This window comes from Citrobacter sp. RHBSTW-00887, from assembly GCF_013728095.1.
Classification (GTDB): domain Bacteria; phylum Pseudomonadota; class Gammaproteobacteria; order Enterobacterales; family Enterobacteriaceae; genus Citrobacter; species Citrobacter braakii.
In genome coordinates this window covers 2,358,100-2,371,913 of sequence record NZ_CP056267.1, presented here as the reverse complement: position 1 = coordinate 2,371,913, position 13,814 = coordinate 2,358,100, and the positions used below count along the sequence as shown (strand labels likewise).

Below are 13,814 nucleotides of genomic sequence, written 5' to 3'. Positions count from 1 at the left end.
GTTAGCTTCAGGAAGCTTAGGGGAGTTTAAGTTTTTTTCTTTCATGCAATGCTCCTTATGACCATCAGTACCTAATCTTCAACAGTCTAGATCAAAACCTTGAGCAAGGGACCTAAGAATTTATGAAATCTGTAGGATTAGTTTCTCCTGAAACATCAATACCATTTGAAATCAAAGGAGTCAATGTGCCTTCCGGTTTATCACCACTTTTGTTTGTTTTAGTGGCTTGGACATCCAGAATGATTTGATGATCAGAGGCTTGTTCAGAGACAGATTCAACATTTTCCTCCTCATCAGTCTCCTCCACATCAGGAACCTCGAATCCCCTCTCGTGTGCTAAAGCAGTAAGTTGCTCATACAGAGGCGTCGAGATGAGGTTGAAGATTGGCATTTCAAGCCAAAGGATACTTCTAAATGAACTTTCTGATAAATGAGCAGCAATTCCAATCGCGGCCTCATCGTCATCAAGAAGAACTGCCGCACCAAACGCATTCCAATAGGAGTTATTGTCAATTGATTGAGCGTAAATATCCCGCAAACCTGTTTTCTGCTTATCATTCACTGCATTATCATTTAATCTGGCAATTAAAGCACTATTTATTAAAACTAGATCTTTGTGACCTACCCCAAGAGGAAGCAACTCTAAGTAACCAAGAATTTCGAGCGCCCTTTCGTACTGCTGTTCAGAAATTAACTCTACACAGAAGTTAACAGACTTGCTAACCTCGCTATCTTTTAATCCTGAGTAGGTTTTCAAATGCTGAATATGCTCATCCAGTAACGACATATCCCCTTTTTTAAAGGCTGCCCGACAAATTAGTATAACCGCTTCTACAAAAGGTCCATTTTCAAGATGTTTCAAACAATACTCAATACATTCATCATACTCTTCAGCGCGGAAAGCTGAATTAGCAATTAGGAAATTGGGTGTATTATAAAATAATATGCTATCTCTGCCACCTGCAAAACGAGTTTCTTTGAGCATGAGCTCTAGAGACTGAGTTATTGATGCATCATCAATATTTGTTTTTCCGGAAGGAAGAAGTGATTTTATTTTTCTTACAAACTGGCTCACCGAATTCACTTGTCTCACATGATCGGCTAAATTTATCATATCAGAATTAATCAAAGGATGTGATGACAATTCGTCGACATCAGTATCCTGCAAGGATATGAAGTACTTGTCGAGTTTTTTTGATAACGCCGAATATGGATTAACCACCTCATCCTGAAGCTTACAGCCTAGTGCGAGATGAAGCTCAGCCATGAACTCATCAAATCCAGTTATTTGAATTAAGTGGAATCGAGGAAAACGTGCAAGATTTTTTAGCCCGTCAGGTAGGTCTTCAAATTTATCTCGTGTACACCAATATATACCATGCGGGAAACATGTTTTACTATGCAGTAATGTATTTAAAGTATCCATGATCGAACGATCATGGCCAGAGTAACCTATCACGATCATACCAAATTCATTTGCAAACTGCCTGAATTTAGATCGCATATTGTCTTCAAGTGACTCGAGCTCTCTAATTGTATTTTTTATATTATCAAAAAGAAAATCACCATGTAGTTTTATAATTTTTGGCCTAGATGATGTCAACCTAACACTATTTATACTGGAATCATGAGCACAAACGACAGGTCTTAAACTATCAGAAAAGGTATAGCAAGCCTCATTAAGCAAATCATCAAAATTGGTGGTAAATACTGTGTTAAAGTGTTTTTCTTTCAACAGATTAACTAAATAGACATAACCCCAAGAAGGATTAGCAGAAGTAATGCAACTTTCAATGTATTCTCTTCGTTGCGTGGGTTGATCATATAGCGACTCGAATAACTCTGAATACTCGTTATCTTTATCAAACCAAACTTGCCCCCTGACCTCACCTTCTCAGTGCATGTCATCGAATGCTTCGCGCCAGTCTTGAATCATCCCTCCAGCGCTTTTGACACCACTAGTTATGCTTGCTCCTGCTCCCAAGAAAAGAGTGAAATTGGGATGATGATTCTTCGTGGAGGTAAGTATGTTGATCAAATGCTTTTGGGGTTTAATTTTCATCCTGATTTCTCGCCGGATAGAATATAATGATTTGTCATTTATATTGCGATTATATTGTCTGAAAAATTATAATGATAATATCAAGTTAAGACAATGAGGAATCAACAAAACCTAATCATATAAGTTTTTTGTTTAACAAGGATACATTTGCCGAGTCGAACACGTCTCGGATCTAGGTTTTAGTTGCAACACAATTAAAATCTTGCCGTAGCGAGAGACGCAGCGATGTGAATTGTCTTGGAAAATTGATGAAGAAAAAGTGAATTTACTGCCACGATCTTGTAACGAATACGGTGTTAGTTTAGTTATTTTCTCTGCTGAACAGAAGTTTTAAAGGGATTAGATGGAGGAAGTTTTGATAACTTATTTTGATAAAATTTTGATAACCGTTAGCAACCTAACAAAAAACAACGGGAGCGTTACGCTCCCGTTAATGAATTTAACAAACTACGGCATCACATGTTCTTGATGATCGCGTCGCCAAACTCGCTACATTTCAGCAATTTAGCGCCTTCCATCAGACGTTCGAAGTCATAGGTTACGGTCTTGGCGTTGATTGCGCCTTCCATACCTTTAACAATTAAATCAGCCGCTTCGGTCCAACCCATGTGGCGCAGCATCATTTCAGCGGACAGAATAATGGAACCTGGGTTCACTTTATCCTGACCTGCATACTTCGGTGCAGTACCGTGGGTTGCTTCGAACAGCGCACATTCGTCACCGATGTTCGCGCCCGGCGCGATACCAATACCACCAACCTGTGCGGCCAGCGCATCGGAGATGTAGTCGCCGTTCAGGTTCATACAGGCAATCACATCATATTCAGCCGGACGCAGCAGGATCTGTTGCAGGAACGCATCGGCGATAACATCCTTAACTACGATCTCTTTGCCGGTTTTCGGGTTCTTGATTTTCACCCACGGACCGCCGTCGATCAGTTCACCACCGAATTCTTCACGCGCTAACTGGTAACCCCAGTCTTTGAACGCGCCTTCGGTGAATTTCATGATGTTACCTTTGTGTACCAGGGTAACAGAATCACGATCGTTAGCGATGGCGTATTCGATCGCCGCACGAACCAGACGTTTAGTCCCTTCTTCAGAACACGGTTTGATACCAATACCGCAATGCTCCGGGAAGCGGATTTTCTTCACGCCCATCTCTTCGCGCAGGAATTTAATCACTTTCTCGGCATCTGCAGAGTCCGCTTTCCATTCGATACCTGCGTAGATATCTTCGGAGTTTTCACGGAAGATGACCATGTCGGTCAGTTCAGGGTGCTTAACCGGGCTAGGCGTGCCCTGGTAATAACGCACCGGGCGCAGGCAGACATACAGGTCAAGTTCCTGACGCAGGGCAACGTTCAGAGAGCGAATACCGCCGCCAACTGGGGTGGTCAGTGGGCCTTTGATGGCAACACGATATTCACGAATCAGATCAAGGGTTTCAGCAGGCAGCCAGACGTCCTGGCCATAAACCTGAGTGGATTTCTCGCCGGTGTAGATTTCCATCCAGGAGATTTTACGCTCGCCTTTATAGGCTTTCTCGACAGCAGCATCGACAACTTTGATCATCGGTGGGGTTACATCAACGCCGATACCGTCGCCTTCAATGAACGGGATAATCGGATTTTCAGGAACGTTGAGTTTGCCGTTTTGCAGGGTGATCTTCTTACCTTCCGCCGGAACAACTACTTTGCTTTCCATTCACCTCTCCTTCGAGCGCTTCTGGTTCTGCTCGTCTGTCATCGCGCTGCATGTGCGTTTGCGTCCTGCTGCACGAATGCGTTAGAGCAATTTTTTGTTAATGTTTTGTAATGAGCATGTCAATACTACCCTAATGTTCGTCGCCATGAAAGACACTCGTTCTTAGGCTATAATGCGGCAATTGATATAATCTGAAAATACCATGCAAAAAACTTCTTTTAGAAATCACCGGGTTGAGCGATTCAGCTCACGACAAGTCACCAAACAGCGTAAAGAAAACCAGCCAAAACGCGTGGTTTTGTTCAATAAACCCTACGATGTTTTGCCACAATTTACTGACGAGGCGGGCAGAAGCACGTTAAAAGATTTTATTCCCGTGCCGGGAATCTATGCTGCGGGCCGACTCGACCGGGACAGCGAAGGACTTTTGGTGCTGACCAATGACGGCGCGCTGCAGGCGCGGTTAACGCAACCTGGCAAGCGCACGGGGAAAATCTATTACGTCCAGATAGAAGGCGAGCCGACAGCAGAAGCGCTGGATGCGCTGCGTACCGGGGTGACGCTCAATGATGGTCCCACGCTGCCCGCAGGTATTGAAATAGTAGAGGAACCCACCTGGCTGTGGCCGAGAAACCCGCCTATTCGGGAACGGAAAAATATCCCTACCCGTTGGCTGAAAGTAACTTTATATGAAGGCCGTAACCGCCAGGTTCGTCGTATGACAGCGCATGTTGGATTCCCGACGCTGCGCCTCATCCGCTATGCCATGGGAGATTACACGCTGGAAAATCTCGCCAACGGTCAATGGCGGGATGCAACTAACTGAATAAGGAACAGGTATGTTCAAACCGCACGTCACGGTCGCCTGCATTGTGCATGCAGAAGATAAGTTCTTAGTCGTTGAGGAAACAATCAATGGCAAAGCCCTGTGGAATCAACCTGCAGGACATCTGGAAGCGGATGAAACCCTGGTGCAAGCCGCCGCTCGTGAACTGTGGGAAGAGACGGGCATCAAAGCACAGCCGCAACACTTCATCCGGATGCATCAATGGATTGCGCCGGACAAAACGCCCTTTTTACGTTTTCTGTTTTCTATCGAGCTTGCCAATATGTGCGCTACTGAACCTCATGACAGCGATATAGATTGCTGTCGCTGGGTCAGCGCAGAAGAGGTTCTCTCAGCGCCAAATCTGCGTTCACCGTTGGTTGCGGAGAGTATTCGTTGCTATCAGAGCGGACAGCGCTACCCGCTGGCGATGATCGGCGAATTTAACTGGCCGTTTACAGAGGGTGTCAAGTAAGGGGCTGCGTGCTAGAATATGCCGCCTTGAAGTTCAATGTCGTGAGTATTCCTATGTCTGAAAGCCCAAAAAAAGTGATCGTCGGCATGTCCGGCGGTGTCGATTCCTCCGTTTCTGCCTGGCTGTTGCAACAACAGGGTTATCAGGTAGAAGGCCTGTTCATGAAGAACTGGGAAGAGGACGATGGCGAGGAATATTGCACAGCGGCCGCCGATCTTGCAGATGCGCAGGCTGTCTGTGACAAACTCGGCATTGAACTGCATACCGTCAACTTTGCTGCAGAATACTGGGACAACGTCTTTGAACTGTTCCTTGAAGAGTACAAAGCGGGCCGTACGCCAAACCCCGATATTCTGTGCAATAAAGAAATCAAGTTTAAAGCCTTCCTCGAGTTTGCCGCCGAAGATTTAGGTGCCGATTATATCGCCACCGGTCACTATGTGCGCCGCGCCGACGTCGACGGCAAAAGCCGCCTGCTGCGTGGACTCGATGGCAATAAAGACCAGAGCTATTTCCTCTACACGCTCGGTCATGAACAAATCGCGCAGAGCCTGTTCCCGGTAGGCGAACTGGAAAAACCGCAGGTGCGTAAAATTGCCGAAGATCTTGGTCTGATTACGGCCAAGAAAAAAGACTCAACCGGTATCTGCTTCATCGGCGAACGTAAGTTCCGCGAGTTTCTCGGTCGTTACCTGCCGGCTCAGCCTGGCAAAATCATCACCGTTGATGGCGAAGAGATTGGCCAGCATCAGGGGCTGATGTACCACACGCTGGGTCAGCGTAAAGGTCTGGGCATTGGCGGGACGAAAGAAGGCACGGAAGATCCGTGGTACGTGGTGGATAAAGACGTCGAGAACAACATTCTGGTTGTTGCTCAGGGTCATGAACACCCGCGTCTGATGTCCGTTGGCCTGGTGGCGCAACAGCTGCACTGGGTCGATCGCGAACCGTTCACCGGCACAATGCGCTGCACGGTGAAAACCCGCTATCGTCAGACCGACATTCCGTGCACCGTTAAGGCGCTGGATGCTGAGCGTATTGAAGTCATTTTCGACGAGCCAGTCGCGGCGGTAACGCCGGGTCAGTCGGCTGTCTTTTACAATGGCGAAGTGTGTCTCGGCGGCGGCATTATCGAACAACGATTGCCTCTGCCGGTATAATTACTTACACATCTAATACAAGGAAGCAGTGAACGTGGCAAAGAATTATTATGACATCACCCTCGCTCTGGCAGGCATTTGTCAGTCGGCACGTCTGGTGCAGGAACTGGCGCACCAGGGGCATTGTGATGCCGATGCATTACACGTTTCACTGAACAGTGTCATCGACATGAATCCCAGCTCTACGCTGGGCGTGTTTGGCGGTAGCGAGGCCAACCTGCGTTTAGGTCTGGAAACGATGCTCGGCGTGCTCAACGCCAGCAGTCGTCAGGGGCTGAACGCGGAACTCACCCGCTACACGTTAAGCCTGATGGTGCTGGAGCGTAAGCTGTCAGCCGCTAAAGGCGCTATGGACACGCTGGGAGACCGCATCAACGGCTTGCAGCGCCAACTGGACCATTTTGATTTGCAGTCAGAAACGTTGATGAGTGCGATGGCAGGCATTTATGTTGACGTCATCAGCCCACTCGGCCCACGTATTCAGGTTACGGGCTCCCCGGCCATCCTTCAGAGCCCACAGGTTCAGGCTAAAGTACGCGCTTCCCTGCTGGCTGGCATTCGCGCTGCCGTGCTCTGGCATCAGGTTGGTGGAGGCCGTCTGCAACTCATGTTTTCTCGTAATCGCCTGACGACTCAGGCTAAACAAATTCTTGCTCATTTAACCCCGGAGTTGTGATCTATGGAATTATCTTCACTGACCGCCGTTTCCCCTGTCGATGGACGCTACGGCGATAAAGTCAGCGCGCTGCGCGGGATTTTCAGCGAATACGGTTTGCTGAAATTCCGTGTACAAGTTGAAGTACGCTGGCTGCAAAAACTGGCCGCGCACGCAGCGATCAAGGAAGTTCCTGCTTTTGCTGCCGACGCAATCGGTTTCCTTGATGCGATTGTCGCTAACTTCAATGAAGAAGATGCTGCGCGTATCAAAACCATTGAGCGTACGACCAACCATGACGTGAAGGCAGTTGAGTATTTCCTGAAAGAGAAAGTGGCGGATATCCCGGAACTGCACGCTGTTTCCGAGTTCATCCACTTCGCGTGTACCTCAGAAGACATCAACAACCTGTCTCACGCGCTGATGCTGAAAACCGCCCGTGACGAAGTGGTTCTGCCGTACTGGCGCAAGCTTATCGACGCGGTGAAAGATTTGTCCGTACAGTATCGCGATATTCCTCTGCTCTCCCGTACCCACGGTCAGCCAGCCACCCCGTCTACGCTGGGCAAAGAAATGGCTAACGTGGCTTACCGTATGGAGCGTCAGTACCGCCAGCTCAATCAGGTCGAAATTCTCGGCAAAATCAACGGTGCAGTCGGTAACTATAACGCCCACATCGCCGCTTATCCGGAAGTGGACTGGCATCAGTTCAGCGAAGAATTTGTCACCTCGCTGGGCATCCAGTGGAACCCGTACACCACGCAGATTGAGCCGCACGACTATATTGCCGAGCTGTTTGATTGCATCGCCCGTTTCAACACTATCCTGATCGACTTCGACCGCGATGTCTGGGGTTACGTGGCGCTGAACCATTTCAAACAGAAAACCATCGCGGGTGAAATTGGTTCCTCCACCATGCCGCACAAGGTGAACCCAATCGATTTCGAAAACTCCGAGGGTAACCTGGGCCTGTCTAACGCGGTTCTGCAGCATCTGGCGAGCAAACTGCCGGTCTCCCGCTGGCAGCGCGATCTGACGGACTCTACCGTTCTGCGTAACCTGGGCGTGGGGATTGGCTATGCGCTGATCGCTTATCAGTCCACGCTGAAAGGTGTGAGCAAACTGGAAGTGAACCGCGATCATCTGCTGGATGAACTGGATCATAACTGGGAAGTGCTGGCAGAGCCTATCCAGACCGTGATGCGTCGCTATGGCATTGAAAAACCATACGAGAAGCTGAAGGAGCTGACCCGCGGCAAACGCGTTGACGCCGAAGGTATGAAGCAGTTTATCGACGGTCTGGCGCTGCCTGAAGACGAGAAAACGCGCCTGAAAGCAATGACGCCGGCCAATTACATTGGTCGCGCCGTCACCATGGTTGATGAACTGAAGTAATCTGTTTTACGCCTGTCAGGCCTGCATCATATCGTAGGCCTGCCAGGCGTAGCGCCATTAGGGATTATTGGATCTTATGGCATTTCCGGCGGTGTAATGCCAAAGTGGTTCCACGCCCGCACCGTTGCCATACGTCCGCGCGGAGTTCGCTGCAGAAAACCTTGCTGAATCAGATACGGCTCCAGCACGTCCTCAATGGTTTCACGCTCTTCCCCAATCGCCGCCGCCAGGTTATCCAGTCCTACCGGTCCGCCGAAGAATTTATCGATAACCGCCAGCAGCAGCTTACGGTCCATATAATCGAATCCTTCCGCATCCACATTGAGCATATCCAGTGCCTGAGCGGCAATATCTGCTGAAATTGTGCCGTCATGCTTCACTTCGGAGAAGTCGCGCACCCGGCGTAATAAACGGTTGGCGATACGCGGCGTACCACGGGCGCGGCGTGCCACTTCCAATGCGCCTTCATCGCTCATTTCCAGTCCCATAAAGCGGGCGCTGCGTCCAACAATGTGCTGCAGGTCTGCCACCTGATAGAATTCCAGGCGCTGTACAATACCGAAGCGGTCACGCAGCGGAGACGTTAACGAACCGGCGCGCGTCGTCGCCCCGATCAGGGTAAACGGCGGCAGATCGATCTTAATCGAACGTGCGGCTGGTCCTTCGCCAATCATGATATCCAGCTGATAATCTTCCATCGCCGGATACAGCACCTCTTCCACCACCGGTGACAGGCGATGGATTTCATCGATAAACAGCACATCGTGCGGTTCAAGGTTGGTGAGCATTGCCGCCAGATCGCCCGCTTTTTCCAGTACCGGACCGGAAGTGGTGCGCAGATTAACGCCCATTTCATTAGCAACAATATTGGCAAGCGTGGTTTTACCGAGACCTGGAGGACCGAAAATCAGCAGGTGATCGAGGGCTTCACCGCGCAGCTTCGCCGCCTGGATAAAAATCTCCATTTGCGAACGCACCTGAGGCTGGCCAATATACTCTTCCAGCAATTTGGGGCGGATCGCGCGATCCACCAGATCTTCAGGGGTCGTGCTGACAGCCGAAATCAGGCGATCTGCTTCAATCATCCTTTACCTCACAATGCCGCGCGAAGCGCTTCACGAATCAGGGTTTCACTGCTGGCATCAGGGCGAGCAATTTTGCTCACCATGCGGCTGGCTTCCTGTGGTTTATAGCCTAACGCCACCAGCGCAGCAACCGCTTCCTGCTCGGCGTCATCCGTTGCAGGACTGGCCGGAGAGGTCAGGACCAGATCCGCCGCCGGCGTGAAGAGATCGCCATGCAGGCCTTTAAAGCGGTCTTTCATTTCCACAATCAAACGCTCTGCGGTTTTCTTACCTATGCCCGGTAATTTCACCAGCGCGCCAAGCTCTTCGCGCTCAACGGCATTAACGAACTGCTGTGCAGACATACCGGAGAGGATCGCCAGCGCCAGCTTCGGCCCGACGCCATTGGTTTTGATTAACTCTTTAAACAGCGTGCGTTCTTGTTTGTTGTTAAAACCATATAGCAGTTGAGCGTCTTCACGCACCACAAAATGGGTGAAGATAATCGCTTCCTGCCCAGCTTCCGGCAACTCGTAGAAACAGGTCATCGGCATATGGACTTCATAGCCTACTCCGCCGGTTTCCAGAAGGACCAGCGGGGGTTGTTTTTCAAGAATGATGCCTCTGAGTCTGCCTATCACGTGACGCTCCTGCGTTAAGGGCTAAAAGGTAATGCGCTATCATAAAAAAAGGCTGGATAGATATCCAGCCTCATTTATCACTAACGTAACCGACCTCGCGCCAGATTCAGCCGCGACTCGCTCATTTGCATGGCGTTCTGGCTGACGTGGCAATGGGTAATAGCAATCGCCAGCGCATCCGCGGCATCCGCCTGCGGATTTGCCGGGAGTTTTAGCAGCGTGCGCACCATATGCTGAACCTGGCTTTTTTCCGCGCTGCCGATACCTACCACGGTCTGTTTTACCTGGCGGGCCGCGTATTCAAAGACCGGAAGATCCTGATTGGTAGCCGCAACGATTGCCACGCCGCGCGCCTGCCCCAGCTTTAGCGCCGAGTCGGCATTCTTCGCCATAAAGACCTGCTCAATGGCAAAATAGTCGGGCTGGAACTGAGTGATGATTTCCGTCACGCCCGCATAAATCAACTTCAGACGTGATGGAAGATCGTCGACTTTGGTGCGAATGCAGCCGCTACCGAGGTAGGTCAGCTGTCTGCCGACCTGACGAATTACGCCATAACCGGTGATGCGCGACCCCGGGTCAATGCCGAGAATGATAGACATCACGCATCTCCTGTTAGTTTATGGCTTAACCACATCATTCGAGCGTTGCAGCAACCTCATCGGAGATTTCGCCGTTGTGGTAAACTTCCTGCACGTCGTCGCAGTCTTCCAGCATATCGATCAGACGCATCAGCTTCGGTGCCGTTTCTGCATCCATATCCGCTTTGGTGGAGGGGATCATAGACACTTCAGCCGCGTCCGCTTTCAGACCAGCCGCTTCCAGCGCATCACGCACTTTGCCCATCTCTTCCCACGCGGTGTAAACGTCAATCGCGCCGTCGTCGAAGGTCACAACGTCTTCAGCGCCCGCTTCCAGTGCCGCTTCCATAATGGCGTCTTCGTCGCCTTGTTCAAAAGAGATCACGCCTTTTTTGCTGAACAGGTAAGCTACGGAACCGTCGGTACCGAGGTTGCCGCCCGTTTTAGTGAATGCGTGACGCACTTCCGCAACGGTACGGTTACGGTTGTCAGACAGACACTCAATCATAACGGCTGTTCCGCCAGGACCGTAACCTTCATAGATGATGGTTTCCATGTTCGCATCATCGTCGCCACCAACACCACGCGCGATTGCACGGTTCAGGGTGTCACGGGTCATGTTATTTGCCAGCGCTTTATCAACCGCGGCGCGCAGACGTGGGTTAGCATCCGGATCGCCGCCGCCCAGTTTGGCTGCCGTCACCAGCTCACGAATGATTTTGGTGAAAATTTTACCGCGTTTAGCATCCTGCGCTGCTTTACGATGTCTGGTGTTGGCCCATTTACTATGACCTGCCATAAATAATCTCTCCAAAAAGCGCGCCTTCTCAGGCGACGTTAATTACAAACTCTTCAATCGCCTGCCGGTTACTCCACGACTTGGTTAACTGCGCGGCTTCGTGCGCATTAACCCAACGGTAGGTCAGATGTTCGGTGAACACGATCTCTCGTTCAGAGGGAAGTGCCAGGCAAAACCAGGATTCAGTATTACGCTCAATTCCCGGCGCATAGCGATGACGTAAATGGCTAAAAATCTCAAATTCCACCGTGCGCTGACAGTCAATTAAGGTCAGTTGCTCAGTCGCAACATCAATGGCGACCTCTTCCTTTACTTCGCGCATCGCGGCTTGCGACGCGGTTTCACCCTCTTCAAGGCTGCCGGTGACCGACTGCCAAAAATCAGGATCGTCGCGTCGCTGTAACATCAGCACTCTCCCGGTGTCCTTTGCATAAATCACGACTAACACCGAGACAGGCTGTTTGTATCTCATATCAGTTATTCTCGGCCTTCTTAACAACCTGAATGCTCAGTTCCGCCAGCGCGGCTTCATTGGCAAAGCTTGGTGCTTCAGTCATCAGACACGCTGCAGCGGTGGTTTTCGGGAAGGCAATAACGTCACGAATGTTGTCAGTACCGGTCAGCAGCATAGTCAAGCGATCCAGACCAAACGCCAGGCCCGCATGCGGCGGTGTACCGTATTTTAGCGCATCCAGCAGGAAGCCGAACTTCTCGCGCTGTTCTTGCTCGTTAATGCCCAGAATGCCGAATACGGTCTGCTGCATATCACCGTTGTGTATACGCACGGAACCACCGCCCACTTCATAGCCGTTGATGACCATATCGTACGCGTTGGCAACCGCGTCTTCCGGCGCAGCTTTCAGCTCAGCGGCAGTCATGTCTTTTGGCGCGGTGAACGGGTGGTGCATCGCGGTCAGCCCGCCTTCACCATCGTCTTCAAACATCGGGAAGTCGATAACCCACAGCGGCGCCCATTTGGCTTCGTCGGTAATGTTCAGGTCTTTGCCCAGTTTCAGACGCAGCGCGCCCATCGCGTCGGCCACCACTTTCTTGTTGTCGGCACCGAAGAAAATCATGTCGCCGTCTTGCGCACCAGTACGCTCCAGAATCGCGTCTACGATTTCTGCGTTCAGGAACTTAGCAACCGGGCTGGTGATGCCTTCCAGGCCTTTCGCACGCTCGGTGACTTTGATGTAAGCCAGACCTTTCGCGCCGTAAATCTTAATAAAGTTACCGTAATCGTCGATCTGCTTACGGCTTAAGCTCGCACCGCCCGGTACACGCAGGGCAGCCACACGGCCTTTCGCGTCGTTCGCCGGACCAGAGAACACAGCGAACTCAACGCCTTTCACCAGATCGGCAACGTCAACCAGTTCCATCGGGTTACGCAGGTCTGGTTTATCAGAACCGTAACGACGCTCGGCTTCGGCAAAGGTCATGATCGGGAAATCACCCAGATCCACACCTTTAACTTCCAGCCACAGGTTACGCACCAGCGCTTCCATCACTTCACGCACCTGCGGCGCGGTCATGAAGGAAGTCTCAACGTCGATCTGAGTAAATTCAGGCTGACGGTCAGCACGTAAGTCTTCATCACGGAAGCATTTTACGATCTGATAGTAGCGGTCAAAACCGGACATCATCAGCAGTTGTTTAAACAGCTGAGGAGACTGCGGCAGCGCGTAGAACTTACCTTTATGAACACGGGAAGGAACCAGGTAATCGCGCGCGCCTTCCGGCGTAGCTTTGGTCAGCATCGGAGTTTCGATGTCGAGGAAGCCGTGATCGTCCATAAAACGACGCACCAGGCTGGTAATTTTGGCACGCGTTTTCAGGCGCTGCGCCATTTCAGGGCGACGCAGATCCAGGTAGCGATACTTCAGTCGCGCTTCTTCGGTGTTTACATGGTTAGAGTCCAGCGGCAGCGAGTCTGAACGGTTGATGATGGTCAGATCGGAGGCCAGCACTTCAATTTCGCCAGTCGCCATATCGGCGTTGACGTTTTTCGCGTCACGCGCACGCACGGTGCCCGTAACCTGGATACAGAACTCATTACGCAGTTCGGAGGCCAGCTTTAACGCATCCGCACGGTCCGGATCGAAAAATACCTGCACGATACCTTCGCGGTCGCGCATATCGATAAAGATCAGGCTACCAAGATCACGACGACGGTTGACCCAACCACACAGAGTCACCTGCTGCCCCTCGTGGGACAGACGTAGCTGTCCGCAATATTCTGTACGCATGAGATATCCCTTAACTTTGCCGCAGGCGGATTGTCACCTGTCTCGCAGGTGACGAAGTCGCAGCTTTAGCTGAATGTCACAACTGAATGAAAAAAGGCGGCTATTATACTGGAAATTCTGCCGCACGATAAGTCCGGTACTGACTGTACGCCTGTTTCATGGACGGGCATTGCGTAATCTCACAAAAAATAACAAAAATTGTCG

13 protein-coding genes are annotated in these 13,814 nt (G+C 50.6%); 5 read left to right on the top strand and 8 right to left on the bottom strand.

Features of this window, described 5'->3' with window-relative positions:
* Window positions 1-112: 112 nt before the first annotated feature.
* Window positions 113-1,735 carry an SIR2 family protein gene (locus HV314_RS11275; RefSeq protein ID WP_326928847.1) on the bottom strand — a complete coding sequence of 541 codons (1,623 nt, stop codon included), beginning with the start codon at window positions 1,733-1,735 and terminating at the stop codon, window positions 113-115.
* A gap of 782 nt (window positions 1,736-2,517) precedes the next feature.
* Window positions 2,518-3,768 carry an NADP-dependent isocitrate dehydrogenase gene (gene icd / locus HV314_RS11270; protein WP_137347963.1) on the bottom strand — a complete coding sequence of 417 codons (1,251 nt, stop codon included), beginning with the start codon at window positions 3,766-3,768 and terminating at the stop codon, window positions 2,518-2,520.
* 202 nt (window positions 3,769-3,970) lie between these two features.
* Here icd and rluE point away from each other — a divergent pair, with 202 nt between their 5' ends.
* Genes rluE through purB form a run of 5 tightly spaced genes read left to right on the top strand, consistent with a single transcriptional unit; the run spans window position 3,971 to window position 8,279 of the window.
* Entirely contained in the window at window positions 3,971-4,594 is a 624-nt protein-coding gene (gene rluE / locus HV314_RS11265) for a 23S rRNA pseudouridine(2457) synthase RluE (RefSeq protein ID WP_181548014.1), read from the top strand.
* 13 nt (window positions 4,595-4,607) lie between these two features.
* Window positions 4,608-5,069, top strand: a complete 462-nt coding sequence (locus HV314_RS11260; protein ID WP_016153407.1) for an NUDIX hydrolase — start codon at window positions 4,608-4,610, stop codon at window positions 5,067-5,069.
* Window positions 5,070-5,122: 53 nt separating this feature from the next.
* Window positions 5,123-6,229 carry a tRNA 2-thiouridine(34) synthase MnmA gene (mnmA, locus tag HV314_RS11255; protein WP_003832402.1) on the top strand — a complete coding sequence of 369 codons (1,107 nt, stop codon included), beginning with the start codon at window positions 5,123-5,125 and terminating at the stop codon, window positions 6,227-6,229.
* 34 nt (window positions 6,230-6,263) lie between these two features.
* A complete protein-coding gene (hflD, locus tag HV314_RS11250; protein ID WP_016153409.1) occupies window positions 6,264-6,905 on the top strand; it encodes a high frequency lysogenization protein HflD in 642 nt (213 codons plus the stop codon).
* Window positions 6,906-6,908: 3 nt separating this feature from the next.
* Complete coding sequence (purB, locus tag HV314_RS11245; RefSeq protein ID WP_016153410.1) at window positions 6,909-8,279, top strand: adenylosuccinate lyase; 1,371 nt, start codon at window positions 6,909-6,911, stop codon at window positions 8,277-8,279.
* Between the two features lie 74 nt (window positions 8,280-8,353).
* Here the strand turns inward: purB and ruvB are convergent, their stop codons facing one another.
* From ruvB to aspS, 6 genes are all read right to left on the bottom strand, one after another.
* Complete coding sequence (gene ruvB, locus HV314_RS11240) at window positions 8,354-9,364, bottom strand: Holliday junction branch migration DNA helicase RuvB (protein ID WP_016153411.1); 1,011 nt, start codon at window positions 9,362-9,364, stop codon at window positions 8,354-8,356.
* An 8-nt stretch (window positions 9,365-9,372) separates the two neighbouring features.
* Complete coding sequence (gene ruvA / locus HV314_RS11235; protein ID WP_016153412.1) at window positions 9,373-9,984, bottom strand: Holliday junction branch migration protein RuvA; 612 nt, start codon at window positions 9,982-9,984, stop codon at window positions 9,373-9,375.
* Between the two features lie 80 nt (window positions 9,985-10,064).
* Window positions 10,065-10,586: a crossover junction endodeoxyribonuclease RuvC gene (ruvC, locus tag HV314_RS11230; RefSeq protein ID WP_003034867.1), complete on the bottom strand. Its 522-nt coding sequence runs from the start codon at window positions 10,584-10,586 to the stop codon at window positions 10,065-10,067.
* A 34-nt stretch (window positions 10,587-10,620) separates the two neighbouring features.
* A complete protein-coding gene (locus HV314_RS11225; RefSeq protein ID WP_016153413.1) occupies window positions 10,621-11,364 on the bottom strand; it encodes a YebC/PmpR family DNA-binding transcriptional regulator in 744 nt (247 codons plus the stop codon).
* Window positions 11,365-11,392: 28 nt separating this feature from the next.
* Window positions 11,393-11,836: a dihydroneopterin triphosphate diphosphatase gene (nudB, locus tag HV314_RS11220; RefSeq protein WP_016153414.1), complete on the bottom strand. Its 444-nt coding sequence runs from the start codon at window positions 11,834-11,836 to the stop codon at window positions 11,393-11,395.
* A 1-nt stretch (window position 11,837) separates the two neighbouring features.
* Window positions 11,838-13,610, bottom strand: coding sequence for an aspartate--tRNA ligase (gene aspS / locus HV314_RS11215; RefSeq protein ID WP_016153415.1), 1,773 nt, complete (start codon window positions 13,608-13,610; stop codon window positions 11,838-11,840).
* Between the last annotated feature and the right edge of the window lie 204 nt (window positions 13,611-13,814).

Excerpts from the sequence above, each read along its gene's own strand:
- icd (WP_137347963.1), bottom strand. The coding sequence starts at position 3,768 with ATGGAAAGCAAAGTAGTTGTTCCGGCGGAAGGTAAGAAGATCACCCTG.
- rluE (WP_181548014.1), top strand. The coding sequence starts at position 3,971 with ATGCAAAAAACTTCTTTTAGAAATCACCGGGTTGAGCGATTCAGCTCA.
- HV314_RS11260 (WP_016153407.1), top strand. The coding sequence starts at position 4,608 with ATGTTCAAACCGCACGTCACGGTCGCCTGCATTGTGCATGCAGAAGAT.
- mnmA (WP_003832402.1), top strand. The coding sequence starts at position 5,123 with ATGTCTGAAAGCCCAAAAAAAGTGATCGTCGGCATGTCCGGCGGTGTC.
- purB (WP_016153410.1), top strand. The coding sequence starts at position 6,909 with ATGGAATTATCTTCACTGACCGCCGTTTCCCCTGTCGATGGACGCTAC.
- ruvB (WP_016153411.1), bottom strand. The coding sequence starts at position 9,364 with ATGATTGAAGCAGATCGCCTGATTTCGGCTGTCAGCACGACCCCTGAA.
- ruvC (WP_003034867.1), bottom strand. The coding sequence starts at position 10,586 with ATGTCTATCATTCTCGGCATTGACCCGGGGTCGCGCATCACCGGTTAT.
- HV314_RS11225 (WP_016153413.1), bottom strand. The coding sequence starts at position 11,364 with ATGGCAGGTCATAGTAAATGGGCCAACACCAGACATCGTAAAGCAGCG.
- nudB (WP_016153414.1), bottom strand. The coding sequence starts at position 11,836 with ATGAGATACAAACAGCCTGTCTCGGTGTTAGTCGTGATTTATGCAAAG.
- aspS (WP_016153415.1), bottom strand. The coding sequence starts at position 13,610 with ATGCGTACAGAATATTGCGGACAGCTACGTCTGTCCCACGAGGGGCAG.